25 protein-coding genes are annotated in these 24,217 nt (G+C 67.3%); 8 read left to right on the top strand and 17 right to left on the bottom strand.

What is annotated here, in order from left to right:
- Positions 1–19: 19 nt before the first annotated feature.
- From ACFSCU_RS12625 to rpiA, 5 genes are all read right to left on the bottom strand, one after another.
- Positions 20–733 carry a hypothetical protein gene (locus tag ACFSCU_RS12625; RefSeq protein ID WP_377560857.1) on the bottom strand — a complete coding sequence of 238 codons (714 nt, stop codon included), beginning with the start codon at positions 731–733 and terminating at the stop codon, positions 20–22.
- A complete protein-coding gene (locus ACFSCU_RS12620) occupies positions 730–1,965 on the bottom strand; it encodes a tyrosine-type recombinase/integrase (protein WP_377560856.1) in 1,236 nt (411 codons plus the stop codon). The genes ACFSCU_RS12625 and ACFSCU_RS12620 overlap by 4 nt, the downstream gene beginning before the upstream one ends.
- 225 nt (positions 1,966–2,190) lie before the next feature.
- Positions 2,191–3,087: an MBL fold metallo-hydrolase gene (locus tag ACFSCU_RS12615; RefSeq protein WP_180551450.1), complete on the bottom strand. Its 897-nt coding sequence runs from the start codon at positions 3,085–3,087 to the stop codon at positions 2,191–2,193.
- Between the two features lie 128 nt (positions 3,088–3,215).
- Positions 3,216–3,764: a hypothetical protein gene (locus ACFSCU_RS12610; RefSeq protein ID WP_180551449.1), complete on the bottom strand. Its 549-nt coding sequence runs from the start codon at positions 3,762–3,764 to the stop codon at positions 3,216–3,218.
- Positions 3,764–4,438 carry a ribose-5-phosphate isomerase RpiA gene (rpiA, locus tag ACFSCU_RS12605; RefSeq protein WP_180551448.1) on the bottom strand — a complete coding sequence of 225 codons (675 nt, stop codon included), beginning with the start codon at positions 4,436–4,438 and terminating at the stop codon, positions 3,764–3,766. Before rpiA ends, ACFSCU_RS12610 begins: the two co-directional genes overlap by 1 nt.
- Before the next feature lie 47 nt (positions 4,439–4,485).
- On the opposite strand from rpiA, the gene ACFSCU_RS12600 reads away from it, so the two are divergent.
- Positions 4,486–5,544 carry a quinone-dependent dihydroorotate dehydrogenase gene (locus tag ACFSCU_RS12600; RefSeq protein WP_180551446.1) on the top strand — a complete coding sequence of 353 codons (1,059 nt, stop codon included), beginning with the start codon at positions 4,486–4,488 and terminating at the stop codon, positions 5,542–5,544.
- A 16-nt stretch (positions 5,545–5,560) separates the two neighbouring features.
- Here the strand turns inward: ACFSCU_RS12600 and ACFSCU_RS12595 are convergent, their stop codons facing one another.
- The 9 genes from ACFSCU_RS12595 to ACFSCU_RS12555 all read right to left on the bottom strand — a co-directional run bounded on the left by ACFSCU_RS12595 (position 5,561) and on the right by ACFSCU_RS12555 (position 14,317).
- Positions 5,561–6,193 carry a nucleotidyltransferase family protein gene (locus tag ACFSCU_RS12595; RefSeq protein ID WP_180551444.1) on the bottom strand — a complete coding sequence of 211 codons (633 nt, stop codon included), beginning with the start codon at positions 6,191–6,193 and terminating at the stop codon, positions 5,561–5,563.
- A 38-nt stretch (positions 6,194–6,231) separates the two neighbouring features.
- Positions 6,232–7,266: an XdhC family protein gene (locus ACFSCU_RS12590; protein ID WP_180551442.1), complete on the bottom strand. Its 1,035-nt coding sequence runs from the start codon at positions 7,264–7,266 to the stop codon at positions 6,232–6,234.
- Between the two features lie 6 nt (positions 7,267–7,272).
- Positions 7,273–7,422 carry a hypothetical protein gene (locus ACFSCU_RS12585; RefSeq protein ID WP_377560854.1) on the bottom strand — a complete coding sequence of 50 codons (150 nt, stop codon included), beginning with the start codon at positions 7,420–7,422 and terminating at the stop codon, positions 7,273–7,275.
- 59 nt (positions 7,423–7,481) lie between these two features.
- Positions 7,482–8,021 (bottom strand): CoxG family protein, encoded by a 540-nt coding sequence (locus tag ACFSCU_RS12580; protein WP_180551882.1) that lies wholly within the window; start codon positions 8,019–8,021, stop codon positions 7,482–7,484.
- A gap of 19 nt (positions 8,022–8,040) precedes the next feature.
- Positions 8,041–9,240 (bottom strand): vWA domain-containing protein, encoded by a 1,200-nt coding sequence (locus tag ACFSCU_RS12575; protein WP_377560852.1) that lies wholly within the window; start codon positions 9,238–9,240, stop codon positions 8,041–8,043.
- A 220-nt stretch (positions 9,241–9,460) separates the two neighbouring features.
- Positions 9,461–10,357, bottom strand: coding sequence for an AAA family ATPase (locus ACFSCU_RS12570; RefSeq protein ID WP_333706405.1), 897 nt, complete (start codon positions 10,355–10,357; stop codon positions 9,461–9,463).
- A 289-nt stretch (positions 10,358–10,646) separates the two neighbouring features.
- Positions 10,647–11,438 carry an FAD binding domain-containing protein gene (locus tag ACFSCU_RS12565; protein WP_180551440.1) on the bottom strand — a complete coding sequence of 264 codons (792 nt, stop codon included), beginning with the start codon at positions 11,436–11,438 and terminating at the stop codon, positions 10,647–10,649.
- Between the two features lie 13 nt (positions 11,439–11,451).
- Positions 11,452–13,824 (bottom strand): xanthine dehydrogenase family protein molybdopterin-binding subunit, encoded by a 2,373-nt coding sequence (locus tag ACFSCU_RS12560; protein WP_180551439.1) that lies wholly within the window; start codon positions 13,822–13,824, stop codon positions 11,452–11,454.
- Between the two features lie 28 nt (positions 13,825–13,852).
- The gene (locus tag ACFSCU_RS12555; protein ID WP_180551438.1) at positions 13,853–14,317 is read right to left on the bottom strand and encodes a (2Fe-2S)-binding protein; all 465 of its coding nucleotides are present in this window, start codon (positions 14,315–14,317) and stop codon (positions 13,853–13,855) included.
- A gap of 185 nt (positions 14,318–14,502) precedes the next feature.
- On the opposite strand from ACFSCU_RS12555, the gene ACFSCU_RS12550 reads away from it, so the two are divergent.
- From ACFSCU_RS12550 to ACFSCU_RS12540, 3 genes are all read left to right on the top strand, one after another.
- Positions 14,503–15,624: a helix-turn-helix domain-containing protein gene (locus ACFSCU_RS12550; protein WP_180551437.1), complete on the top strand. Its 1,122-nt coding sequence runs from the start codon at positions 14,503–14,505 to the stop codon at positions 15,622–15,624.
- Between the two features lie 159 nt (positions 15,625–15,783).
- A complete protein-coding gene (gene argA, locus ACFSCU_RS12545) occupies positions 15,784–17,130 on the top strand; it encodes an amino-acid N-acetyltransferase (protein WP_180551436.1) in 1,347 nt (448 codons plus the stop codon).
- Positions 17,131–17,239: 109 nt separating this feature from the next.
- A complete protein-coding gene (locus ACFSCU_RS12540) occupies positions 17,240–17,485 on the top strand; it encodes a GlsB/YeaQ/YmgE family stress response membrane protein (RefSeq protein ID WP_180551435.1) in 246 nt (81 codons plus the stop codon).
- Positions 17,486–17,550: 65 nt separating this feature from the next.
- Here ACFSCU_RS12540 and ACFSCU_RS12535 read toward each other — a convergent pair whose 3' ends face one another.
- The 3 genes from ACFSCU_RS12535 to ACFSCU_RS12525 all read right to left on the bottom strand — a co-directional run bounded on the left by ACFSCU_RS12535 (position 17,551) and on the right by ACFSCU_RS12525 (position 19,777).
- Entirely contained in the window at positions 17,551–18,075 is a 525-nt protein-coding gene (locus tag ACFSCU_RS12535) for a disulfide bond formation protein B (RefSeq protein ID WP_180551434.1), read from the bottom strand.
- A 558-nt stretch (positions 18,076–18,633) separates the two neighbouring features.
- Positions 18,634–19,179 carry an NADPH-dependent FMN reductase gene (locus ACFSCU_RS12530; protein ID WP_180551433.1) on the bottom strand — a complete coding sequence of 182 codons (546 nt, stop codon included), beginning with the start codon at positions 19,177–19,179 and terminating at the stop codon, positions 18,634–18,636.
- 43 nt (positions 19,180–19,222) lie between these two features.
- Positions 19,223–19,777, bottom strand: a complete 555-nt coding sequence (locus tag ACFSCU_RS12525) for an NADPH-dependent FMN reductase (RefSeq protein WP_377560848.1) — start codon at positions 19,775–19,777, stop codon at positions 19,223–19,225.
- A gap of 119 nt (positions 19,778–19,896) precedes the next feature.
- On the opposite strand from ACFSCU_RS12525, the gene ACFSCU_RS12520 reads away from it, so the two are divergent.
- The 4 genes from ACFSCU_RS12520 (at position 19,897) to ACFSCU_RS12505 (ending at position 23,998) form a co-directional block, all read left to right on the top strand.
- Complete coding sequence (locus ACFSCU_RS12520; RefSeq protein WP_377560846.1) at positions 19,897–20,733, top strand: IclR family transcriptional regulator; 837 nt, start codon at positions 19,897–19,899, stop codon at positions 20,731–20,733.
- 191 nt (positions 20,734–20,924) lie between these two features.
- The gene (locus ACFSCU_RS12515; protein ID WP_377560844.1) at positions 20,925–21,890 is read left to right on the top strand and encodes an MBL fold metallo-hydrolase; all 966 of its coding nucleotides are present in this window, start codon (positions 20,925–20,927) and stop codon (positions 21,888–21,890) included.
- Between the two features lie 192 nt (positions 21,891–22,082).
- Positions 22,083–23,753: an FAD-dependent oxidoreductase gene (locus ACFSCU_RS12510; protein ID WP_377560843.1), complete on the top strand. Its 1,671-nt coding sequence runs from the start codon at positions 22,083–22,085 to the stop codon at positions 23,751–23,753.
- Positions 23,754–23,773: 20 nt separating this feature from the next.
- Complete coding sequence (locus ACFSCU_RS12505; RefSeq protein ID WP_180551878.1) at positions 23,774–23,998, top strand: DUF2783 domain-containing protein; 225 nt, start codon at positions 23,774–23,776, stop codon at positions 23,996–23,998.
- Positions 23,999–24,217 lie beyond the last annotated feature (219 nt).

The following is a 24,217-nucleotide window of genomic DNA, read 5'->3' as shown; positions in this document are numbered from 1 at the left end:
AAGCAAGAAAATCTGCCCGTTAGGTGGGGTATCTCAGCGGCGAATCGCGCAGCCGCTTTTCCACATCCTTCGCGTCTAGCGGATTATCTTTCAAGTCAAAAATAGCTGTAGCAATATGCGCTATTGCAGTTGGCTTGCCGGCATTGAATTCCCGCCGAAACTGCCAATCAAGATGCCGGATGAACATCGTAATCTCCGGTGTCTTGCCTTCATCGTGTTGGGCCGGCCTGACGGATGCGCGGGTCGGTAGCCCGTCCCTGCGCTTCTCGGCTTCCTTGATCGCCCATTCCAGCACGTCATCAGCGATCGCCAGCGGGTAGCCGGTTTGGTAGCCCCCTTTTCTGAGTGAATGCCACCCCAGTTCTAACAGAATATCCGGCTCATCCTCGGCATCTAAACCATAGGCATAGCTGGTGACTGAATCGCCCGGCATGATGGCCCGAATCGCCGATTTAAGTTCTTTCGCCAAGCTAATGACGCGCTCGATGTCCTCTTTTTCGTGCGATGCCGGTGGCCGTCCATATTCCCGCACCGTCAGATCGAAAGCTGTATTAACTCGGGCCAGCACGGCGCCCACTCGTGAGGCCTCGTCACCAAATTGCTTCCAGACAAGATCGGCGCCAAAACCACTTGAAAGGCGCTGTAGGACATGGCGCTGAAAAGCGAAGTTTCTCAAGTTCGGCAATCCCTCGAGACGCGCCTTTACCTCCTCGATTGCCGGCGACGCGATCATGCTGCCCCCCGGATTGGCACCACGTCCGCAGTCGCTGGCACGGTGTCACAGTAGGCGGCCCAATCGGCCATCAAGGCGCGGCGCTTTTCAAACAGCGTGCCCCGCTGGTAAGCAGCTTCAGCCTTGTCCTTCAACTGGTGCGCCAGCGCATGCTCGATTACCTCGCGCGGGTGCGCCGTGGATTCACCGGCCCAATCGCGGAATGTGCTTCGGAAGCCATGCACGGTCAGATCGGCCCGATTCATGCGCTTGAGTAGCTGCAACCCAGCCATATTGGAAAGCGGCTTGTCGCCCTTCGGGCCGGGGAACAGATAGGCGCTGTCCGATTGGTCGCGCAGATCGGTTAGGACGCGCAGGGCGCCGTCACTCAGCGGAACAATGTGTTCCTTGCCCGCCTTCATGCGCTCGGCTGGAATCGTCCATACCTTCGTACTCAGATCGAACTCGCGCCACTCGGCATTGATGGCCTCGGACGTGCGGCACGCGGTCAGGACGATGAACTCAAGGGCGCGCGCTGACGTGCCCGGCATCTCACGCACGCGGGCCATGAATGCGCCCACTTCACGCCACGGCAGCGCAGCATGGTGTTCTACCCTCGCCACCTTCGCGCGGGCGGGCAGCAGCTTGTCCAGGTGGCCTTTCCAGCGCGCAGGGTTCTCGCCCTCGCGGTAGCCCTGCACCTTCGCCCAATCCAGCACAGATTCGATTCGCCCGCGCAGGCGCGATGCTGTCTCTGCCTTGCTTGTCCAGATTGGTTGCAGCACTCGCAACACATGAGCGGTATCTACGCGCGACACGGGCAGATCGCCAATCACGGGGCTGGCGTAGGCGCGCAGCGTGTTTTCCCATTGCTGGCGATGCTTGTCATTGCGCCAGCCGGGCGCGTGGGCGTCTATGTAGCGTTCGGCGGCCTTGTCGAATGAGATGACGCTGGCGTCGGCCATTCGGCGCTGTAGCGCATCCTCGCGCTTCGCCTCGATAGGGTCTAGACCATCGGCCAGCAGTTGACGCGCTGCCCTCGCCCGCTCGCGCGCCTCCGCCAATGAAAAGGTGGCGACGCCTCCTAGCCCCATTTCACGGGCGCGCTTGTTGAGCATGAACCGGAACACCCAGGTCTTGGCGCCGGTCGGCAGTACCTGCAAATACAGCCCGCCCCCGTCGCCGTAGCGGCCGGGCTTGGACTGCTTTTCTACCTGCTTCGCAGTCAGCGTAAATTCTCTCCGCCTAACCATGGCACCCCCAAATGCATCCACAATCGTGACTGCGATTCTAGGATGTTTCGTGATACCATGCAAGGCGAACGAATGACACCTAACCCATTGATATAGGTGGCATTTTTAGTCTTTGTGAGACCACTTGATGTGAACCCCGCAACGGACGCCCTCTCCGCCAGGGATTCCCATCCAAGAAAAAGCGGCCTTCGTGGCCGCTTTTTCTTTGTCCCGCCGCCCGGCCGATCATGCCGCCAGCGCGTAGGTGCCCTCGCCGTCCCGGCTGACCTGGCCGGCTTGCACAAGCCTGTCGAGGTGCATCTGGATGCTGCGCCGCTCGGCGAATTCGACGAAGGGCAGTTCGTAACCCACCGGGTACAGCAGGCGCCGCTCGACCAGGCGGTCCAGCGTGTGCGGGCCTTCGCGCAGGTAGCCCAGCAGGCGCTCGTCGCGCTCGTCGATCTTGGCCGCAAAGCGCTCCAGCGCCTGCAGGAAGGCCGCGCGCTCGGTGACGACGCCGCGGTGGTGCGAGGTGATCCACATGCGCGCATCGAGATCGCGCACGGCCTGCAGGCTGCGCTGGAACTGGCCCAGGTCGGACGAGGCATCGCCGTAGTAGGGGCCGAAGCCGGTGAGGTCGATGTCGCCGATGAAGGCGATGCCTTCGCTTTCGACCACCAGTGCGCAATGGCCCGCCGTGTGGCCCGGCAGGTGGTGGGCGCGCACGCGCACGCCGCCGCCCAGGTCCCACTGCGCGCCATCGGCGTAGCCGGTGGCGTCGGGGCGCGGCGCGTAGTCGAAGTCGCGCTCGATCATGGGGCGCAGCACGTCGAGCACCGGCTGCGGGTAGCCGTAATGGCGCGCTAGCCCCTGCCACGACTGCGCGGCGGCCAGGTCGGCCTGGTGCACCTGCACGGGCGCACTGCGCAGGCGGCCCAGCGCCACCATGTGGTCTTCATGCACGTGGCCGAGGATGATGAGATCGACCTCGTCCAGGTCGGGCCCGATGTGGCGCGACACCTGGGGCGTGTCGAAGGCGACGCGCGTGTCGGCGCCCTGCACCAGCACCTGGTTGCCATCGGGGTACTTGCCGGATTTGTCGCCCTGGTACACCCGCACGGGGCCGAAGTTCAGACTCTGCATGCGCTCTCCTTGAGGGCCGATGATGGCACCCTGCCGCCGCCGGCGCTGTCACCCAGGCGGGAACTCCGTTTTTTGTAGCTTCTGGCGCAGTATGGACGGGCGCTGAAGACCGATTTGGCTTGAAATCGTCAACGCACCGCCTGCAGCCACCAACTGCCGTCCACCTCGTGGCCTGCCACCGCGTGCAGATCGGGCGAGCCGGCACTCAGCGCCCGCCCCTGCAGCGACCAGCGGTGGCGCAGCGCAAAGTCGAAGCCGGGTGCGGCCTGGCGGCAGGCGATGTCGCCGGCGCGGAAGTCGGGCGCGAAATCGGCACACGGAATGCCGGGCGTGAGAGGCGATGCCGCCGTGGGCACGCCGACGAAGCCGTCCTGCTGCGGCAGGTAGAAGCCGCGCACGGCGCCGTCTTCGCCGCGCAGCAGCATCAGCTTCAGGCGCGCGGCCTCCTGGGCGCGCAGGCCGTCGGGCAGGTAGCGTGCGTCCGCAGGCGCATCGGCCCACAGGAAGGTGCCGGGCAGCAGCTTGACCACGCGCACGCTGGGCGGCCCCTCGGGGTCGGCCGGGCCGGCGGCGTAGCGCCAGCTCAGCACCAGGGCGGCCAGCACCGCCACCGCCATCATGGCGCGCAGCGCGATGGCGAGCAGGCGCCGCTCGCTCCACACCGGCGCGGTGGCCATCAGTCGAAGCGCAGCGTGCGCACGCCGGTGGGCGTGCCCAGCAGGCACACCTGCGCGCGCTGGTGCGCGAACACGCCCACGGTGACCACGCCGGGCCACTGGTTCACTTCGCTCTCGAAGCCCGGCGGATCGGTGATGGCCAGCCCGCGCACGTCCAGGATGTGCTGGCCGTTGTCGGTGACCAGCGGTGCGCCATCGCGCATGCGCAGCGTGGCCTCGGCCTTCAGGGCGGCGAACTGGCGTGCGATGCGGTTGGCGGCCATGGGGATCACCTCCACCGGCAGCGGAAAGCGCCCCAGCACGTCGACCAGCTTGGATTCGTCGGCAATGCAGACGAAGCGCCGGGCCTGCGCGGCCACGATCTTCTCGCGCGTCAGCGCCGCGCCCCCGCCCTTGACCATGTGGCCCTTGGCGTCGATCTCGTCCGCACCGTCGATGTAGACGGCGATCTCGCCCACGGCATTGCAGTCGAACACCTGGATACCCAGTGCCTGCAGCCGCTCGGTGGAGGCCACCGACGACGACACGGCACCGGCAATGCGGTCCTTGATCAGCGCCAGTTCGTCGATGAACTTGTTCACCGTCGAGCCGGTGCCCACGCCCACGATTTCGCCCGGCACCACGTAATCCAGCGCGGCCTGGCCGACCATCGCTTTCAGTTCGTCCTGGGTCATTTGCGACAATTCCTCAAGTTTCAAAACGGTTTGCAAAGAATTATCCAATGGCCCTGATCCCCTACGGCTTGACGCGCGCCGTGCTGTTCAACATGGACGCCGAAGCCGCGCACGAACTCACCCTGGACATGCTGGCGCGCGGCCAGGGCACGCCGTTGCAGTGCGGGTGGTCGCAGGCGCGCGTGCACGACCCCGTGACGCTGGCGGGCCTGCGCTTTCCCAACCGCGTGGGCCTGGCCGCGGGGCTCGACAAGAACGCCCGCGCCATCGACGCCTTTGCCGCCATGGGCTTCGGCTTCGTCGAGGTGGGCACGGTCACGCCGCTGGCGCAGCCGGGCAACCCCAAGCCACGCATCTTCCGCCTGCCGGCCAGGGACGCGCTGATCAACCGCATGGGCTTCAACAACGAAGGGCTCGACGTCTTCATCCGCAACGTCAAGAACTCTCGTTTTCATAGCGCCTCGCGCTCGTCGGACAAGGGCCAGCGCATGATTCTGGGCCTGAACATCGGCAAGAACGCGGCCACGCCCATCGAGCGCGCGACCGACGATTACCTGATCGGCCTGGCTGGCGTGTACCCGTATGCCGACTACGTGACGGTGAACATCAGCAGCCCCAACACCAAGAACCTGCGCGACCTGCAGAGCGACGCCGCGCTGGACGCGCTGCTGTCGGCCCTCAAGTCGCGCCAGGGCGAGCTGGCGGCCGAGCACGGCAGGCAGGTGCCCCTGTTCCTGAAGATCGCGCCCGATCTGGACCAAGGCCAGGTGCAGGCCATTGCCGATGCGCTGCGCCGGCACGGCATCGAAGGCGTGATCGCCACCAACACCACGCTGTCGCGCGATGCCGTGCAGGGCCTGCCGCATGCCGAGGAAGCCGGCGGCTTGTCGGGCGCGCCGGTGCGCGAGGCCAGCAACCGCGTGGTGCGCCAGCTGCGCGCGGCGCTGGGCGCGGGCTTTCCGATCATCGGCGTGGGCGGCATCCTGAGCGGCGCCGATGCGCAGGCCAAGATCGAGGCCGGCGCGGATGTGGTGCAGATCTACACCGGGCTGATCTACAAGGGTGCGGGGCTGGTGCGAGAGGTGGCACAGGCGATCCGCCGATAGCGGCGCGCCCTGGGCGCTAGCGCAGCACGACCCCGTGCTCGGCGGCCAGCCGGGCCAGGTCGGCCTCTGTGTCGATATCGAAGGTGTAGCGCGGGTGGTTGGCGTCGAGCCATGCCACCTGCGCAGGGTGTGCACGGCGCCAGTCGCGCAGGCCGGCCTCGACGGGCTGGGCCATCAGATCGCGGCGCACCCTGGTGTCGAACATCAGCGGATGGCCGGGCTGACCCTGAAAACGCGGCACCAGCAATGCCGTGCCCGGCGCGCGCGCCCGCCACGCCGTGAGCACGCTGAGCATGTCGGCAGCGGTGATGAGCGGTTGGTCCGCCAGCGTGACCAGCACAGCGTCCAAATCAGCAGGCAGCGCTGCCAACGCACAGCGCAGCGAACTGCCTGGGCCATCGTCCGGATTGAGGTTCAAAACCCATTGCAACCCCGATGGGGACGCCGCAGCCTGCTTCTCTTGTTGTAGCACTTCGCCGATCCGATCGGCATGGTGACCGAGCACCACCACCACGTCCGACAGGCCCGCCGCAACCAGCGCCCGCAGGTGGTGGGCGATCAGCGGCTTGCCGTCTTCGCGTCGCAGCAGGCTCTTGGGGCGGTAGCCCATGCGCCGCCCCGCGCCAGCGGCCATCAGCACGGCGCCCATGCGCGCGCCCGGTGCGGGGGCAACAGCCGTGCTCACCCCTACACGCAGGCTGGAGGGCCCGCGGCAGCACCCTGCTGGTCCTTCACGTGGGCCACGTCCAGGTCGCGCGGCAACGTCACGCCGTTCTTCACGGCCAGCACCTCGGCCATCACGCTGACGGCGATCTCGGGCGGGGTCTTGCTGCCGATGAAAATGCCGACCGGGCCGCGCAGGGGCTTCAGGCTGTCCTCGGTCTGGCCGAAATGCTCGATCATGCGCTGGCGGCGTGCCGCGTTGTTGCGGCGACTGCCCAGGGCGCCGATGTAGAACGCATCGCTGCCCAGCGCCTCCAGCAGCGCGAGGTCGTCCAGCTTGGGGTCGTGCGTCAGGGCGATGACGCAGCTGCGCTTGTCGGGCTTGAAGGCGGTCACCACGTCGTCGGGCATGTCGGTCGCCAGTTGCACGCCGGGCACCGACCAGCCGCCGCGGTATTCCTCGCGCGGGTCGCACACGGTGACGGCAAAACCGCAGAACTGCGCCATGGTGGCCAGGTATTCGCTCATCTGCCCAGCGCCGATGATGAGCATGCGGTACTCGGGACCGAAGGTGTTGGTGAGCTGGGTGTCGTCCAAGCTGAGTTCGGCCGGTGCGTCGGCCGGCGTCAGCGTCACCTGGCCGTCGCCCAGCCGCACCTGGCGCCGCATCAGGCGGCCGCTGTCGAGCGCGCGCACCAGTTCGGCCAGACTGGCCGGGTCGGGATCGAACTCGAACAGCAGCTCCAGCGTGCCGCCGCACGGCAGGCCGAAGCGGTGCGCCTCGTCGGCGGTGATGCCGTATTTGGCGAAGCCCGGCGCGCCGCTGTGCGGCAGCGCATCGGCCGCGCCCTGGCGGGCGTAGCGGGCGATCAGGTCGTCCTCGATGCAGCCGCCCGACACCGAGCCGACCACTGCACCGTTCTCGCACAGCGCCATGATGGAGCCGACCGGCCGCGGCGACGAGCCCCAGGTGCGCACCACCGTGACCAGCAGCGCCTGCCGGCCCGCAGCGCGCCAGTCGCGCAGCGCGCGCAGCACGGTGACGTCAATGTTTTCCATGGCTGGTTACTCCTTGATCAGGCTGCCGAACAGCCGGACATCCGGACGCAGAGGACGCAGAGGTTTCGCAGAGGACGCAAAAGGAACAGCCAATGAAGAACTCTCAAAAACATAGCTGCTGGCGCTGTCTGCACAAGGGTAGAACGTCGATTTCATCTGGATTCTTCTGCGTCTTCTGCGAAACCTCTGCATCCTCTGCGTTCGGCTGTTGCGATTCAGGTGGACGCATCGTCCTTGCCGCCGCCCGTCAGCTTGCCCCACATCTTCTTCAGCTTGCCCGGTTCGACGGCCTGCTCCTCGGGCGGCGGGCCGTGGCGGCGGGTCATTTCCTCGTCGAAGCGCTTGAAGAAGCTCTCCGCCATCGACTTGGCCACGCCATCGATCAGGCGCTGGCCCACCTGGGCGATCTTGCCGCCCACCGAGGCGTGCACGGTGTAACCCAGTTCGCACCCCTCGTCGTGTGGCACCAGCGTGACCTGCGCATTGCCCTTGCCGAAGCCGGCGGCGCCGCCGTTGCCCTCGAAGTGGATGGTGTAGCTGTCGGGCGCGTTCACGTCGGCCAGGTTCAGCTTGCCCTTGAACTTGGCCGCCACGGGGCCGACCTTGATGGCGTTGGTCAGTTCATAGGCGTTGTCACCGGTGGCCTCGATGTTGTCGCAGCCGGGGATGCACAGCTTCAGCACCTCGGGGTCGTTCAGCGCCTCCCAGGCCTGTTGCTGGGTGACGGAAAGGGTCCGGCTTCCTTGCATGTCCATGGATGGGTTCCTCTGCTTGCTATTTTTTCATGAGCGCCGCGATGCCTGCGGCGAGATCCTGCAGGCGCGCGATGTTGTGCACCGCCAGCATGCCGTCGGCCGCGAGGTGCAGCACGGCGGCGCCGCGCGCGCTGGGGGCGTAGCCGTCGTAGCGCAGCAGCGGGTTGAGCCACAACAGCGCGCGGCTGTGGCGCTTGAGCCAGGCCAGCTCGCGCGCCAGCTCATCCGGCTCGCCGGTGTCGAGGCCGTCGCTGACCAGCAGCACCAGCGTGCGCCGGCCCACCAGCCGGCGTGCGTGGCGCAGGCGCAGCGTGGCCAGCGCACTTCCCAAGCGCGTGCCGCCGGCAAAGTCGTCGATGGCGCGGCCGGCGCGCAGCAGCATGGCATCGGTGTCTGATTCGCGGAAAGCAGGTGTCAGGTCGGCCAGCCGCATGCCGAAGGCGAACACGTCGCGCTGGATGCGCTGGCCATCGATCTGGCGCGTGGCCGCGTGCAGAAACGCCAGCAGCAGGCGCGCGTAGCGCTCCATCGAGCCCGACACGTCGACCAGCAGCAGCAAGGGCAGCGGCTGGCGCCGGCGCTGCAGGCGGTGCAGCGACATCACCTCGCCGCCGGTGTGCGCGGCCCCCTGCAGCGTGTGCGCCCAGTGCACGCGCGCGCCACGCCATCCGGCGCGCACGCGGCGCGCCGGCACACGGGGCACGGGCAGGCGGATGTCGCGCACCAGGCGCTCGACCAGGACGTATTCGCTGGCCGAAAGCTGGTTGAAATCGGCGTGTCTCAGGCGCGCCAGGTCGCTGGCGGTCATGGCCGCGTCGAACTCGAATTCCTTGTCGGCCGCCTGCGGCGGGCGCGGTGCCTGGGCGCGGTGCGGCATCAACGCTTCGCGCACGCGCGGGCGCTGCGGCGGCGGCACGGCGCTGCCTTCGGCGCGTGGCAGCATCTGCGCCAGCAGCTTGTGGGCCAGTTCGGGATCGCGGAAGAAGGCGTCGAACAGTTCGCGGAACACGGCGCGGTCCTGCTCGCGGCCGACCAGCACGGCTTCAAGCGCGGCGGCCACGTCCCGCTTGGCTTCGACACCCGTGAGCTGCAGCGCCTGCTGCGCCAGCGCGATGCGCGCGGCGTCCACCGACACGCCAGCGCGGCGCAGCGTACGACCGAAGGCCGTGAGGTTGTCGGCCAGCTTGCCGGTGCGGGCGTCACCGAGCAGGGTGGTCATGCCCTGGCCCCAACGCGCTGCAGGTTTGCGGTATGGCGCCCGCGCCCCGCTGGGGAGAGGGTTGGGGTGAGGGGACAGCGGCGCTTGCAGGGATGCGCGGCGGGCCCCCATCCCAGCCTTCCCCCAGCGGGGGAAGGAGGAACAGCCAGCCTCACCCCCGCCCTCTCCCGCAGGCGGGAGAGGGAGCAAAAACCGGCGCGACATCGGAGTTGGAGCTTGTTCACGCCCCCTCCTCCGCCGCCAGCACCTCCGTGATCAGCTCCGTCGTCAGCGCCGCCACGTCCTCGCGCTGCTTGAACAGCACGCCGGCGGTGCCCTGCACCACTTCGGGGTCGAGCGCCAGGGTGTCCAGCGCGACCAGCGCCCTGGCCCATTCGACGCTTTCGGCGATGCCGGGCGCGCGCTGGAACAGCGACGCGTGCGCGCTGCGCAGCTTGTGCACGAAGGCCGCCACCTGGTCGGCCAGGGCCTGCGGCGCCTCGGGCACGCGGGCACGCACGATGGCCAGTTCGCGCTCGCGCTCCGGGTAGTCGAGCCAGTGGTACAGACAGCGGCGCTTGACAGCATCGTTCAGCTCGCGCGTGCGGTTGCTGGTGAGGATCGTCACCGGCGTGGCCGCCGCGCGCACCGTGCCAAGCTCGGGGATGCTGACCTGGTATTCGCCCAGGTATTCGAGCAGGAAAGCCTCGAACGGCTCGTCGGCGCGGTCCACCTCGTCGATCAGCAGCACCGCGCCGGGCGGCGGCGCCTGCAGTGCCTGCAGCAAGGGACGGCGGATGAGGTAGCGCGGCTGGTAGACCTCGCGCTCGATCTCTTCCGACGGCGCACTGCCCTCGGCCGCGCGCAGGTGCAACAGTTGGGCGGCGTAGTTCCACTCGTACAGCGCCTCACGCTGCTCCAGGCCGTCGTAGCACTGCAGGCGGATCAGCTCGCGCCCCAATACCTGCGCCAGCGACTTGGCCAGCTCGGTCTTGCCGACGCCAGGCTCGCCCTCGAGCAGCAGCGGGCGTTGCAGCTTGAGCGCCAGAAACGCCGCCGTCGCCAGCCGCCGGTCGGCGAAATAGCCCGCCGCCTGCAGCGCGTCGGTGAGGGTGTCGATGGTGGCAGTGGGCGGCATGACTTCTGTTTTGATAGCTGTTCGCACTGACTAGGCAAGGGCTGGAGGCCGAAAACACTTGCAATCGGGAAAACGTGGCCGTGATCGGTGATGCGCCGCTGGCCCTCACCCCTGCCCTCTCCCAGAGGGAGAGGGAGTTTCTTTTGGGATGGCACGGGCTGTCGTGCCATTCAACGACATCCCAAGACAGCAGCCAGCAACCAAGAATTTCTTCTTTTTTTGCGTCCTCTGCGAATCCTTTGCGTCTTCTGCGTCCGGCTGTTGGGCTGTTCGGCCAGTTCGGTATCGATCAACCCAGCGCCTTCGCCACCGCCCGCTGCGCCATCACGCCGACCAGGTGCGCGCGGTATTCGGCGCTGCCGTGCAGGTCGCCATTCAGCTCGGACGGGTCAGTCTTGACGCCGGCAGCGGCCTCGGTGGTGAAGCTCTTGCCCAGCGCCTCTTCCATCGCCGTGTGGCGGAACACCCCGTTGCCGCCGCCGGTGACGGCCACGCGCACGCCATCCGCCGTCTGTGCCACGAACACGCCGATCAGCGCGAACAGCGACGCGGGCTGGCGGAACTTCATGTAGGCGGCACGCTGCGGCTTGGGAAAGCGCACGGCGATGATCAGCTCGCCCTCTTCCAGCGCGGTGGCGAACAGGCCCTGGAAGTAGTCGTCGGCCGCGATCTCGCGTTCGGTGGTGACGATGGTGGCACCCAGCGCCAGCGCCGCCGCCGGATAGTCGGCCGCCGGATCGTTGTTGGCCAGCGAGCCGCCGATGGTGCCCATGGCCCGCACCTGCTTGTCGCCGATGCCCTCGGCCAGCGCCGCCAGCGCGGGGATCATGGCTTTCACGTCGGCGTTGCCGGCGACGTCAGCATGGCGCGTCATGGCGCCGATAACGAGCGCGTCGCCCTCCTGGCGCACGCCGGCCAATTCCTTCACGCCGCCCAGGTCGACCAGTTGTTCGGGCGCAGCCAGGCGCAGCTTCATCGACGCCAGCAGCGTTTGCCCGCCGGCCAGCAGCTTGCCGCCGCCCTGGGCGAGCTTGACCGCATCGGCTTGCGTGGTGGGGCGTTCAAAGGTGAATGCGTACATGGTTCGTGTCTCCTCAAGCCTGGGCCGATTGAATCGCCTGCCACACGCGGTGCGGCGTGGCGGGCATGTCGAGTTCGGTCACGCCCAGGGGCTTGAGCGCATCGAGCACCGCGTTGATGACGGCCGGCGGCGAGCCGATGGCACCCGCCTCGCCGCAGCCCTTGCTGCCAATGGGGTTGTGCGTGCAGGGCGTGCAGACGTGGCCGAGCCTGAATTCGGGAAAGTCGGCCGCGCGCGGCATGGTGTAGTCCATGTAGCTGCCGGTCAGCAGCTGGCCGCTTTCGGGGTCGTACACGCCGTGCTCCAGCAGCGCCTGGCCGATGCCCTGCACCAGTCCGCCGTGCACCTGGCCTTCGACGATCATCGGGTTGATGATGACACCGAAGTCGTCCACCGCGGTGAAGCGGTCTACGCGCACCACGCCGGTGGCGGGGTCGACCTCGACCTCGCAGATGTAGGTGCCGGCCGGGTAGGTGAAGTTGGTCGGGTCGTAGAACGCGGTTTCGTTCAGGCCAGGCTCCAGCTTGTCGAGCGGGTAGTTGTGCGGCACGTAGGCCGTCAGCGCCACCTGGGCGAAGGGGATCTTCTTGTCGGTGCCCTTGACGCTGAACTCGCCACCACTGAACTCGATGTCGGCGTCGCTGGCTTCCATCAGGTGCGCGGCGATCTTCTTGGCCTTCGCCTCGATCTTGTCGATGGCCTTCATGATGGCGGTGCCACCGACCGAGAGCGAGCGGCTGCCGTAGGTGCCCATGCCGAAGGGCACGCGGCCGGTGTCGCCGTGCACGATGTCGACCTGGGATGGGTCGATGCCGAGACGCGCCGCCACCAGCTGGGCGAACGTCGTCTCGTGGCCTTGGCCGTGGCTGTGAGAACCGGTGAACACCGTCACGCTGCCGGTGGGGTGCACGCGCACCTCGCCGGCCTCGAACAGGCCGGCGCGCGCGCCTAAAGCGCCGGCGATGTTGCTAGGCGCCAGGCCGCAGGCCTCGATGTAGCTGCTGTAGCCGATGCCGCGCTTCAGGCCTTTCGCCTCACTGGCGGTGCGCCGCGCCTCGAAGCCCTTGACGTCGGCCAGCTCCTGCGCCTGATCCATGCACGCGTGGTAGTCGCCGATGTCGTACTGCAGCGCCACCGGCGTCTGGTACGGAAAGCTGGTGATGAAGTTGCGCTTGCGGATCTCGTCCTGCGACAGGCCCAGCTCCCATGCGCAGCGCGTGACCAGACGTTCGACCACGTAAGTCGCCTCGGGCCGGCCCGCGCCGCGGTAGGCATCGACCGGCGCCGTGCTGGTGAACCAGCCATCGACCTCGACGTAGATCTGCGGTGCCGTGTACTGCCCCGCCAGCAGCGTGCCGTACAGGATGGTGGGCACGCTGGAAGCGAAGGTGGACAGGTACGAACCCAGGTTGGCATCGGTGTGCACGCGCATGGCGAGGAACTTGCCGTCCTTGTCCATCGCCATTTCGGCGTGCGTGATGTGGTCGCGGCCGTGCGCGTCGCTCACGAACGATTCGCTGCGCTCGGCCGTCCACTTCACGGCGCAGTTGAGCTGCCGGGCGGCCCAAGTCACCGCCACGTCCTCGGCATACAGGAAAATCTTGGAGCCGAAGCCGCCGCCCACATCGGGCGCGATCACGCGCACTTTGTGCTCGGGCAGTTGCAGGACGAAGGCGGTGAGCAGCAGGCGCTCGACGTGCGGGTTCTGGTTGGCGACGTACAGCACGTACTCGTCGCTGGCCCGGTTGTAGCTGGCGTTGGCCGCGCGCGGCTCCATGGCGTTGGGGATCAGCCGGTTGTTGGTGATGTCGAGCTTGGTGACGTGCGCGGCCTTGGCGAAGGCCTCGTCCACCGCGGCCTTGTCGCCCAGCGTCCACTTGTAGCAGTGGTTGTCGGGCGCCTCGTCGTGCAGCGCGGGGCCGTTTCGGGCGGTGCGCATGTCGATCACGGCATCGAGCACGTCGTAGTCCACCTCCACCGCCTCGGCGGCGTCCTTGGCCTGCTGCAGCGTGTCGGCCACCACCATGGCCACGTGGTCGCCCACGTAGCGCACCTTGGTGTGCGCCAGGATGGGGTGCGGCGGCTCCTTCATCGGCGAGCCGTCGGGGTTGCTGATGAGCCAGCCGCAGGGCAACCCGCCCATCTTGCCTTCCATGTCCTTGCCGGTGAAGACCTTCACCACGCCGGGCATCTTCTCGGCGGCACCAACATCGACGCTCTTGAGAGCGGCATGCGCATGCGGCGAGCGCACGAACACCGCGTACTTCTGGTTGGCCTGGTGGATGTCGTCGGTGTACTGGCCGACGCCGGTCAGAAACCGCTCGTCCTCCTTGCGCTTCATGGATTCGCCGATGTGCGGCAGCTTGGCAAAGTCGTTGGCACCCATGTCTTGTCTCCTTGTTTTCTCGTCGGGGTCAGGCCAGCGCCTTTTGCGCCTGCTGCACCGCCTTGACAATGTTCTGGTAGCCAGTGCAGCGGCAGATGTTGCCCTCCAGCAGCTCGCGGATCTCGGCCTCGCTGGCCTGGGGATGGTGCTGGAGCAGATCGATGCTGCTCATCACCATGCCGGTGGTGCAGAAGCCGCATTGCAGGCCGTGACAGTCCTTCATTGCCGCCTGCACTGGGTGCATGCTGCCGTCGGCATTCGCCACGCCCTCGATGGTGGTCACCTCGGCGCCCGGCAGTTGCGCCGCCAGCACGTTGCACGACTTGATGGCGCGGCCGTTGGCGATCACCGTGCAGGCACCGCACTGCGCGGTATCGCAGCCGACGTGGGTGCCGGTCAGGCGCAGCGTGTCGCGCAGCAGCTGCACCAGCAGCGTGTTCTCGGGCACGTCGGCGCTGACCGGCTTGCCGTTGACGGTGAGTTCGACTTTCATCGGGACTGTCTCCTTCCAGGATGGTCTTGTAGGTGTGAGAATGCCTCTTCCATTCTTGGAACACTCCCGGGGACCGCGGCTAGGTGAAACCCTAGTTCTGGCCTGCCGGCGGCCGAAATTCTCAGATTGAGACGGGCGGTTTCGCAGGCGTCCGCACGCGATCCTATGCAACAGATTTCATAGCCATGAAGCCTCGCGACCGGCTCCAGCAGATCGAACAGACGCGCCGCGCGCTGCTCACCAGCGATGTGCCGCCGGACCAGCTGCTGCACGCTGCCTGGAACGACCGTGCGTGGCTGCTGCGCTCCTGGCAGCGCTGCCTGGCGCAGGGACAGCGGCCCGAGCAGCCGGTCAGCTTCGACGCGGTGCCCGCCGCCGCCCGCCAGCGGGCCGACGAAGCGCACCGCAGCCTGCTTGCCGCGGCACGCCCCGAGATGCAGCGCCTCGCGCGCGCCGTGGCCCCGATCCGCTACTTCGCCATCCTGACCGATGCCGCCGGCGCCGTGATCGACACCGCGGGCGCCATCGACCGCCGCGACCGCCGCGCCGAGGCCATTGCGCGCGTGGGCGTCGACCTCTCGGAGCGCAGCATCGGCACCAGCGCCATCGGTGCGGCGCTGGGCGAGCAGCAGCCGGTGTGGCTGCACCGAGGCGAGCATTTCTTCCGCGACACCAGCGTCTACAGCTGTGCCGGCGCGCCGCTGACGGGGCCGAAGGGCCAGTGCCTCGGCATGCTGGATCTGACCGGCATCGAGGCGCCCGAGCGTCCTGAATTGCAGCACCTGGTGGCCCGCTCGGCCCGCGCCATCGAGGACGCATTGCTGCACGCCACCCCGCACGCGCTGCGCCTGCACCTGGCGTGGGGTGAGGCGCTGCCCGGAGAAACCGCTCATGCCGTGCTCTGCCTGGACGCCGGGGGCGCCGTGCTGGGCGCCAACAGCGCCGCGCGCCAGATGCTGCCCGCCCTGGCGGGGCTGGCACACGGCGGGGTGCACGCCGGCGATCTGTTCGCCCTGCCCTGGCAACACCTGTTCGACCTGGCCGGGCGGGATGCACCGTCGCTTGTACCCCTGTGGTCGGGCCTGCGGATCGCCGTGCAGGCCGTGCGACCCGGCGCACCGGCAGCCAGTCCAGCACCTGCCACGCCGCGCCTGCCGCTCAAAGCGCTGGAAGAACGGCTCATCCAGCAGGCCGTGCGCGACGCCAGCGGCAATGTGGCCGAAGCCGCGCGCGCGCTGGGCCTGAGCCGGGCCACGCTGTACCGGCGCCTGGCGGCCACACGCGGCGCCTCCGTCGCGCGCCGCTGAGACTTCAAGCATTTTTGGCCTCCAGCGCCCGCCCAGCAAGCGGTGTTCGCTATCAATAGGGAAGCGATCGACAGCCATCGCCTCATGGAGCAAGGCACACCGCTCGCTACACTTCACGCTTTGCCGGCCACGGTGCCGCGCCAGCCCTGCCCTTTCCCCATGTCCACCGTTTTCAACTTCACCTTCGTCCCCTGGTTCCGCGCCGTGGCGCCCTATATCCACATGCACCGCGGCAAGACCTTCGTGGTCGGCGTGGTGGGTGAGGCGATTGCCGCCGGCAAGCTGGGCAACATCGCCACCGACCTGGCGCTGATCCAGAGCATGGGCGTGAAGATCGTGCTGGTGCACGGTTTTCGCCCGCAGGTGAACGAGCAGCTGCGCGCCAAGGGGCACGACGCCCGCTATTCGCACGGCCTGCGCATCACCGACGACGTGGCGCTGGACTGCGCGCAGGAGGCCGCCGGCCAGCTGCGCTACGAGATCGAGGCCGCCTTCAGCCAGGGGCTGCCCAACACGCCCATGGCCGGCTCCAAGGTGCGGGTGATTTCGGGCAACTTTCTCACCGCGCGGCCCATGGGCATCATCGACGGCGTGGATTTCAAGAGCACCGGCGTGGTGCGCAAGGTGGACGTGGCGGGCATCTCGCATTCGCTCGACACCGGCGCGCTGGTGCTGCTGTCGCCGGTCGGCTTTTCGCCCACGGGCGAGGCCTTCAACCTGTCGATGGAGGAAGTGGCCACCTCGGTGGCCATGGCGCTGCAGGCCGACAAGCTGATGTTCCTGACCGAGAAGCCCGGCGTGCGCATCCGCCCGCTGGAGCCCGAGGCCGAGGACAACCCTATCGACACCGAGATTCCGCTGGCCGAGGCGCGCGCGCTGATGGCGCGCCTGCCGATGCCCGAGCAGCCGATGGACGTGGGCTTCTACCTGCGCCACTGCGTGACGGCGTGCGAGCACGGCGTGGAGCGCAGCCACATCCTGCCCTATGCGGTGGATGGCGCGCTGCTGCTGGAGGTGTACGTGCACGACGGCATTGGCACCATGGTGGTTGACGAGAAGCTGGAGAGCCTGCGCGAGGCCACGCACGACGACGTGGGCGGCATCCTGCAGCTGATCGAGCCGTTCGAGAAGGACGGCACCCTGGTCAAGCGCAGCCGCACCGAGATCGAGCGCGACATCGGCGCCTACAGCATCGTCGAGCACGATGGCGTGATCTTTGCCTGCGCCGCGCTCTACCCCTACCCCGAGGCCAAAACTGGCGAGATGGCCGCCGTCACCGTGTCGCCGCAAAGCCAGGGCCAGGGCGACGGCGAGAAGATCCTGAAGCGCATCGAGCAGCGCGCCCGCGAGATGGGCCTGACCAGCATCTTCGTGCTGACCACGCGCACCATGCACTGGTTCATCAAGCGCGGCTTTCGCCAGGTCGACCCGGACTGGCTGCCCGAGGCGCGCAAGCGCAAGTACAACTGGGACCGCAAGAGCCAGGTGCTGGTGAAAAATCTGTAGCACGTAACACGGCGCTGCTGTCAGTCCGGCGGGCGCTTCTCCTACGGCACGGCCCAGGGCGCCGGCCTACAGTGAATGCATCGAAGGCATTTGCAAGGAGAAACAAGCCATGGAACTTGTCTGGTTCATTCTGGTGGGGCTGATCGCCGGCTGGCTGGCCGGCATGATCGTCAAGGGCGGCGGCTACGGCCTGGTGGGCGACATCGTCGTCGGCATTCTGGGCGCGCTGCTGGGCGGCTTTCTGTTCGGCTCGCTGGGCGGCGCCGTGGGCGGCGGGCTGCTGGGCAGCATCGTGGTGGCCACGCTGGGCGCCATCATCCTGATCGTGATCCTGCGGCTGATCAAGCGCGCCTGATCAGGCTTCCCCGGAAATAAAAAAAGCGGCCCGCGGGCCGCTTTTTTCATGCGCGTGCCAGCGCGTCAGGCCGGCATCACGCCGCCGCGCCGTGCCGGCAGCTTCAGCAGCGTGACCAGGATGGTGACGATGAAGATGCTGAACCAGATGAACGACCAGTTGGCAATGGTGCCGCCGAGGAACGTCCAGTCCACCGCGCTGCAGTCGCCCGCGCCCTTGAAGATCATGGGGATGGCGCGCTGCAGCGGAAACGATTCGATCATGCCGAACAGGTCGCGCCCGCAGGTGGCGAACTCGGGCGGGTTCCACTGCAGCCAGCTCTGGCGCGCGGCGGTGAAGGCGCCGAAGGCCGCCATGGCCACGCCCAGAATGCCCCACAGGCGCCAGCCGGCCGGCCCCTTGGAGAAGGCGGCCAGCGCCGCGAACACGCCCACGACGATGAGCGCATAGCGCTGCACGATGCACATGGGGCAGGGCTCGAGCCCCACCACGTTCTGCAGGTACAGGATGCCGAAGGCCAGCATGCCGGCACAGATGAGGGCGATGGCGCCGAACACGCGGCGGGGATGGGCGAAAAGCGAATCAAGCATGGTGGTGCGGATTGTCTGTCATCGGGCCGGCAGCGCGGGGGCTGCGGCGGCGATTGGAGCGCGCCGGGTGTGCAAAGGTTCCCAGAACGACGGACGCGATGCGGCGGCAGATTGCTTCTGTTTTAGCAGCTATCGGCGCCGATACAGCCTGCGCTTCATGCCATTTTGACTTGATAAACAGGCCGCCGGCAAGGTGTACGGGGCACACGCGGACACTACATTATCAGGAGCTGCTTGCGCCTGATATAGAACAGTTTCATTTTCAAACACATCTGAAATCCTTGTGCAGCAAGCGCAGGCAGCTATTATTTTTCAAAGAAGTCCCGGATGGCGCATGGATCGCATCCCCTGTGTGGGAGCGGGCTTGCCCGCGATCAGGCGCTGGCTGCGACGAAGCGCCTCATCGCGGGCAAGCACGCTCCTACAAGGCTGTCCGAGCCTGGTTGCGCATCAAGCAGCCCTGCTGATCCACACACCCCGCCCGCGCACCAAGAAAAAACCCGCGCCAGGCGCGGGTTCGTCAGGCCAGCCGCGCCGCTGCCGGCGCCGGGCTGTGCATCAGGCCTGCTTCTTCACCCAGGCGGCGAAGGCGTCGACGTACTTCTGCACGAACTCCTTGCTGTCGGGCCCAATGGCGCCGTCCTGGACCAGACCTTCCTTCCACTGCAGGAACATCTCCGGCTGGCCCAGCGTGGGCATGTCGAGGTAGGCCAGCACGTTGCGCAGGTGCTGCTGCGCCAGCGAGGTGCCGATGGCGCCCACCGACACACCCACCACGCCCGCCGGCTTGCCAGCCCACACGCTCTGGCCCCAGGGGCGCGAGGCGTGGTCGATGGCGTTTTTCAGCACGCCGGGCACCGAGCGGTTGTACTCGGCGGTGACGAACAGCACCGCGTCGGCAGCCTTGATCTCGCCCCGCAGGCGCGTGACCTGCGGCGCCGGGTTGCCGTCGTCGTCCTGGTTGTACAGCGGCAGGTCGTCGATGCGGATGAACTGCGCCTTCAGCTCGGTCGGAAACTGCTTGACCAGCGCCTCGGCAAACTGCCTGTTGAACGATTCCTTGCGGATGCTGCCGACGACGACGGCAACTGTTTTCTGGCTCATGGAGATCTCCTGCAGGGTGATGGGCAAAGCCCGGATGCGGCTTTCAGTGCTTGAAACGGCGCACCCAGGCCACGAAAGTGTCGACGAAATTCTGCGCGAAATCCTTGCTGGCGGGGCCGACGTTGCCCTGCTCGTCCACCAGCCCGTCCTTCCACTGAAGGTACATCTCGGGCTGGTTCAGCGTCGGCATGTCGAGCACGGCCAGCACGTTGCGCAGGTGCTGCGCCGCCATGGCGCCCGACAGCGGGCCGTAGGACACGGTGACGATGGCCGCAGGCTTGCCCTTCCACTTGGCCTGGCCGTAGGGGCGCGAGGCCTGGTCGATGGCGTTCTTCAGCACGCCGGAATACGAGCGGTTGTACTCGGGCGTGACGAACAGCACGCCGTCGGCGGCCTCCACCTCGGCCTTCAGGCGCCGCACTTCGGGGGCGTTGTCGCCATCGTCGTCCTGGTCGTAGTGCGGCAGGTCGTCGATGCGCAAGAAGTTGAACTTCACGCCTTCGGGCGCCAGCTTGGCCAGCGCCTCGGCGAAGCGGCGGTTGTACGAATCCTTGCGAATGCTGCCGACGACGACGGCGATGTTCAGGGGGCTGCTCATGGTGTTGTTGTTCCTGTTGGTAAATAGCAAACTGCTAATGATCCACCAAACTCAATAGTCTTGCACGCCGCGGGATTGGTTGAAATGGTGTACGGCGGCGCCGGCCCATAATGCCGCGCATGACGGAAAAGGATGTGACACGGGCCCGCCCGCAACCGGGCGAAGAAGCCCAGGACCACGCCGCCCCCCGCCGCCAGCGCGGCATCCAGTCGATCGAGGTCGGCATGCGCGTGCTGCAGGCGCTGACCGAGCAGCGCCGCGCGCTGCCGCTGAAGGACTTGGCGCGCCTGGCCGACATGCCGCCGGCCAAGGCCCACCCGTATCTGGTCAGTTTCATGGCCACCGGCCTGGTCAAGCAGCACCCGCTGACCGGCCACTACGAACTGGGCCCCGCCGCGCTGCAGATGGGCCTGGCCGCGCTGCAGCAGCTCGACCCGCTGACCGAGGCCAGCCAGGAGGCCGCGCAGCTGGCCGCACGCTCGGATCTGAGCATCGCCCTGGCCGTGTGGGGCCAGCTGGGCCCCACCGTGGTGCGGCTGGACGAGCCGCGTTACCCGCTGCACGTGAACCTGCGCGTGGGCACCGTGATGTCGCTGTTCAACACCATCACCGGCCGCGTGTTCGCCGCCTACCTGCCCGAGAAGATGGTGCGCAGCATGCTGGAGGACGAGCACCGCCGCGTGGTCGGCGGCGCCTCGTCCAGCTTCGACGCGCCCGAGGTGCAGGCGCTGCTGCGCGACATCCGCGCCAGCGGCATGGGGCGCGGCATCTCGATGCCGCAGCCGGGCGTGAACACGCTGTGCGCCCCCGTGTTCGACGCCGCCGGCCACATCGTGCTGGTGATGACCATGATCGGGCCGCAGGGCATCTTCGACGCCGAGATCGACAGCCCCGCCGGCCAGCTGCTGCGCGAGCATGCCGGCAACGTGTCGCGGCGGCTGGGCCATCGCGCGTAGCCAGAAAACTATCATTTCAATAGCTTCCCGCGCCCAAGGGACGGGCGCTGGAGGCCGATTTGATACTGGATCGAGCGACGGCATCCAGCGCGCCCTACCTCGTCCTCAAAATTAAACATTGGCAAATAGATTGACGAATAACTAAATTCGTCCCTACAATCGGCCATCTCGAACAACGCTGGAGACTTGCCATGTCCGAAAAGAAATTCGCCTCCCAGGCCGACCTGGAAGAAAAGAAGATCAGCTGGGAAAAGCTCAGCGACAACGCCTACGCCTACACCGCCGAGGGCGACCCGAACACCGGCGTCATCATCGGCGACGACGGCTGCATGATCATCGACGCCACCGCCACGCCCGTGGCCGCGCAAGGTGTGATCCAGAAGATCCGCGAGATCACCGACAAGCCGATCAAGTACGTGGTGCTGACGCACTACCACGCCGTGCGCGTGCTGGGCGCCAGCGGCTACAAGTCGGAAGGCCTCGAGCAGATCATCGCCAGCCAGGACACCTACGACCTGATCGTCGAGCGCGGCCAGCAGGACATGGACTCGGAAATCGGCCGCTTCCCGCGCCTGTTCCAGGCCGTCGAAAGCGTGCCGGGCCTGACCTGGCCGACGATGACCTTCACCGGCGAGATGACGCTGTGGCTGGGCAAGCTGGAGGTGAAGATCAAGCAGGTGGGCCGCGGCCACACCAAGGGCGACACCATCGTCTACCTGCCGAGCCAGAACACCTGTTTCTCGGGCGATCTGGTCGAGGCCGATGCGGCCTGCTACACCGGCGACGCCTACCTGGCCGACTGGCCGCAGACGCTGGACAACCTGGCCGCCATGAAGTTCGACAAGCTGGTGCCCGGCCGCGGGCCGGCGCTGCTGACGCCGGCCGAGGTGCAGAAGGGCCTGGCCTACACACGCGACTTCGTCAGCACGCTGTACCAGAGCGCGCAGGAAGCCGTGGCCCAGGGCATGGACCTGAACGCCACCATGAAGCACACGCGCAAGGCCATGGACCCGAAGTTCGGCCAGGTCTTCATCTACGAGCACTGCCTGCCCTTTGACGTGACCCGTGCGCACGACGAGGCCAGCGGCATCCGCGACCCGCGCATCTGGACCGCCGAGCGCGATCAGCAGATGTGGCACGAGTTGCAGAAAGCTTGATGCCCAGCCCGCCGTGCGGGCACCTCCTTGTGGGAGCGGGCTTGCCCGCGATAGGGCTGACGCTGCACAACGGCTCATCGCGAGCAAGCCCGCTCCCACAGCAAGAAGCTCATTTATTGATAGCTGCCTGCGCTTATCCATCAAGCGCTGCAGCCTCTTTTGACTCAAACCGCCAACCCGAGGAGACAAGCGGTGCAAAAGACCTTCACCTACCCCAAGTTCGAGTTCGTCCAGCCGCCCGAGCTGACCGAAGGCAAGACCGGCCATTACCCCGTGGTCGTGGTGGGCGCCGGCCCGGTGGGCCTGTCGGCCGCCATCGACCTGGCGCAGCAGGGCCAGGATGTGCTGCTGCTCGACAACGACGACACCGTGTCGATCGGCTCGCGCGGCGTGTGCTACGCCAAGCGCGCGCTGGAAGTGCTCGATCGCATGGGCTGCGGCGACAAGTTCGTGCAGAAGGGTGTGAGCTGGGACGTGGGCCGCACCTTCCTGCGCGAGGGCGAGGTGTTCAACTTCAACCTGCGGCCCGAGGCGGATCATCACCGCCCCGGCATGATCAACCTGCAGCAGTACTACCTCGAGGAATACCTGATCGAGCGCGCCCGCCAGCTGTCGGACAAGCTGCAGATGCGCTTCAAGAGCAACGTCATCTCCGTCGTGCCGGGCGAAGACCAGGTGACGGTGCGCGTCGAGACGCCGGACGGGCCCTACTCGCTCACCACCGACTGGCTGGTGGTCGCCGACGGCGCGCGCAGTCCCATTCGCACCATGCTCGGGCTCGACATCGAGGGCAAGATCTTCATGGACCGCTTCCTCATCGCCGACGTGGTGATGAAGGCCGACTTCCCGGCCGAGCGCTGGTTCTGGTTCGACCCGCCCTTCCACCCCAACCAGAGCGTGCTGCTGCACAAGCAGGCCGACAACGTGTGGCGCATCGACTTCCAGCTCGGCTGGGACGCCGACCCGGTGGAAGAGCGCAAGCCCGAGAAGGTGATCCCGCGCATCCAGGCCATGCTCGGCGACGAGCGCGAGTTCGAGCTGGAATGGGTCAGCATCTACACCTTCCAGTGCCGGCGCATGAACAGGTTCAACCATGGCCGCGTGCTGTTCGTGGGCGATGCGGCGCACCAGGTCTCGCCCTTCGGCGCGCGTGGCGCCAACAGCGGCATCCAGGACACCGACAACCTGGCCTGGAAGCTCAAGCTGGTGATGGACGGCCAGGCCCCCGCCACCCTGCTCGACACCTACACCGAAGAACGTGGCTGGGCGGCCGACGAGAACATCATGAACTCGACCCGCTCGACCGACTTCATCACGCCCAAGAGCGCCACCAGCAAGACCTTCCGCAACGCGGTGCTGGAGCTGGCGGCCAACTACCCTTTCGCCCGCGCGCTGGTCAACTCCGGCCGCCTGTCGGTGCCCAGCTGGCTGGCGACGTCGAGCCTGAACACGCCGGATGCGGACGCCTTCAAGGGCAACATGATCCCCGGCGCGCCCATGGCCGACGCGCCGGTGCAGGCCGCCGGCGGCGACGGCTGGCTGCTGCACCAGATGGGCAACCGCTTCCAGGCGCTGCACTATGTCGAGGACGCGGACGCACTGGACGCGGGTGCCGCGCAAGCGCTGAGTGAGCTGCAAGCGGGCGGCATCCCGGTCGAGCCCATCGTGGTCGCCCGAAAGGGCCAGGCGCCCGCCGGCCTGAAGACCCTGATCGACACCAAGGGCTGCGTGGCCCAGCGCTACGACCTGCAGCCGGGCACCACCTACCTTTGCCGGCCAGATCAGCACGTGGCCGGCCGCTGGCGTGCGCTGGATGCTGCAAAAATCAAAGCAGCCGTGGCCCGCGCAACGGGCAACGCCTGAAGACCGACCGGAGACCCGCCATGCCCCTGAACACCCAGCCCAACTTCAGCGAAGCCGGCCAGCGCTACTTCCAGGCCTACTCGCCCGGCGACGATTTCTACGAGGCCTTGATCGACACCCACCGCGACCTGAGCGACGAGCAGAGCGCCATGGTCAACGCCCGCCTGATCCTGCTGCTGGCCAACCACATCGGCGACATCGGCGTGCTGCGCGAGGCCATGCGGATCGCCCGCGACGGCGTGTAAGCCGCTTCATCCCGGCGCGTCAGGCGCCAGTCGCAGCCAGATCGCCAGGCCACTTCGGCCCTGCGCCCACGCTACCAGCGACCGCCACGGCGGTCGCTTTTTCGTTGCTGATCGGCTTTTTGCACTGTGTGCGCTGGCGCACAGACAGCCGCCGGCACGCGGCGCATGCTGGGCTTGTATCGAACGGTCGGCGCCCATCGCGGCAGCCTGTCGGACTGC

It is taken from the genome of Ottowia beijingensis, assembly GCF_042680925.1.
GTDB lineage: Bacteria > Pseudomonadota > Gammaproteobacteria > Burkholderiales > Burkholderiaceae_C > Ottowia > Ottowia beijingensis.
Note: the sequence above shows the minus strand (reverse complement) of the source record. Positions and strands in the feature narration are given on the sequence as shown.

Bases quoted from the DNA above. Each gene is read 5' to 3' on its own strand.
- ACFSCU_RS12625 (WP_377560857.1), bottom strand. From the start codon at position 733: ATGATCGCGTCGCCGGCAATCGAGGAGGTAAAGGCGCGTCTCGAGGGA.
- ACFSCU_RS12620 (WP_377560856.1), bottom strand. From the start codon at position 1,965: ATGGTTAGGCGGAGAGAATTTACGCTGACTGCGAAGCAGGTAGAAAAG.
- ACFSCU_RS12615 (WP_180551450.1), bottom strand. From the start codon at position 3,087: ATGCAGAGTCTGAACTTCGGCCCCGTGCGGGTGTACCAGGGCGACAAA.
- ACFSCU_RS12610 (WP_180551449.1), bottom strand. From the start codon at position 3,764: ATGGCCACCGCGCCGGTGTGGAGCGAGCGGCGCCTGCTCGCCATCGCG.
- rpiA (WP_180551448.1), bottom strand. From the start codon at position 4,438: ATGACCCAGGACGAACTGAAAGCGATGGTCGGCCAGGCCGCGCTGGAT.
- ACFSCU_RS12600 (WP_180551446.1), top strand. From the start codon at position 4,486: ATGGCCCTGATCCCCTACGGCTTGACGCGCGCCGTGCTGTTCAACATG.
- ACFSCU_RS12595 (WP_180551444.1), bottom strand. From the start codon at position 6,193: ATGGGCGCCGTGCTGATGGCCGCTGGCGCGGGGCGGCGCATGGGCTAC.
- ACFSCU_RS12590 (WP_180551442.1), bottom strand. From the start codon at position 7,266: ATGGAAAACATTGACGTCACCGTGCTGCGCGCGCTGCGCGACTGGCGC.
- ACFSCU_RS12585 (WP_377560854.1), bottom strand. From the start codon at position 7,422: ATGAAATCGACGTTCTACCCTTGTGCAGACAGCGCCAGCAGCTATGTT.
- ACFSCU_RS12580 (WP_180551882.1), bottom strand. From the start codon at position 8,021: ATGGACATGCAAGGAAGCCGGACCCTTTCCGTCACCCAGCAACAGGCC.
- ACFSCU_RS12575 (WP_377560852.1), bottom strand. From the start codon at position 9,240: ATGACCACCCTGCTCGGTGACGCCCGCACCGGCAAGCTGGCCGACAAC.
- ACFSCU_RS12570 (WP_333706405.1), bottom strand. From the start codon at position 10,357: ATGCCGCCCACTGCCACCATCGACACCCTCACCGACGCGCTGCAGGCG.
- ACFSCU_RS12565 (WP_180551440.1), bottom strand. From the start codon at position 11,438: ATGTACGCATTCACCTTTGAACGCCCCACCACGCAAGCCGATGCGGTC.
- ACFSCU_RS12560 (WP_180551439.1), bottom strand. From the start codon at position 13,824: ATGGGTGCCAACGACTTTGCCAAGCTGCCGCACATCGGCGAATCCATG.
- ACFSCU_RS12555 (WP_180551438.1), bottom strand. From the start codon at position 14,317: ATGAAAGTCGAACTCACCGTCAACGGCAAGCCGGTCAGCGCCGACGTG.
- ACFSCU_RS12550 (WP_180551437.1), top strand. From the start codon at position 14,503: ATGAAGCCTCGCGACCGGCTCCAGCAGATCGAACAGACGCGCCGCGCG.
- argA (WP_180551436.1), top strand. From the start codon at position 15,784: ATGTCCACCGTTTTCAACTTCACCTTCGTCCCCTGGTTCCGCGCCGTG.
- ACFSCU_RS12540 (WP_180551435.1), top strand. From the start codon at position 17,240: ATGGAACTTGTCTGGTTCATTCTGGTGGGGCTGATCGCCGGCTGGCTG.
- ACFSCU_RS12535 (WP_180551434.1), bottom strand. From the start codon at position 18,075: ATGCTTGATTCGCTTTTCGCCCATCCCCGCCGCGTGTTCGGCGCCATC.
- ACFSCU_RS12530 (WP_180551433.1), bottom strand. From the start codon at position 19,179: ATGAGCCAGAAAACAGTTGCCGTCGTCGTCGGCAGCATCCGCAAGGAA.
- ACFSCU_RS12525 (WP_377560848.1), bottom strand. From the start codon at position 19,777: ATGAGCAGCCCCCTGAACATCGCCGTCGTCGTCGGCAGCATTCGCAAG.
- ACFSCU_RS12520 (WP_377560846.1), top strand. From the start codon at position 19,897: ATGACGGAAAAGGATGTGACACGGGCCCGCCCGCAACCGGGCGAAGAA.
- ACFSCU_RS12515 (WP_377560844.1), top strand. From the start codon at position 20,925: ATGTCCGAAAAGAAATTCGCCTCCCAGGCCGACCTGGAAGAAAAGAAG.
- ACFSCU_RS12505 (WP_180551878.1), top strand. From the start codon at position 23,774: ATGCCCCTGAACACCCAGCCCAACTTCAGCGAAGCCGGCCAGCGCTAC.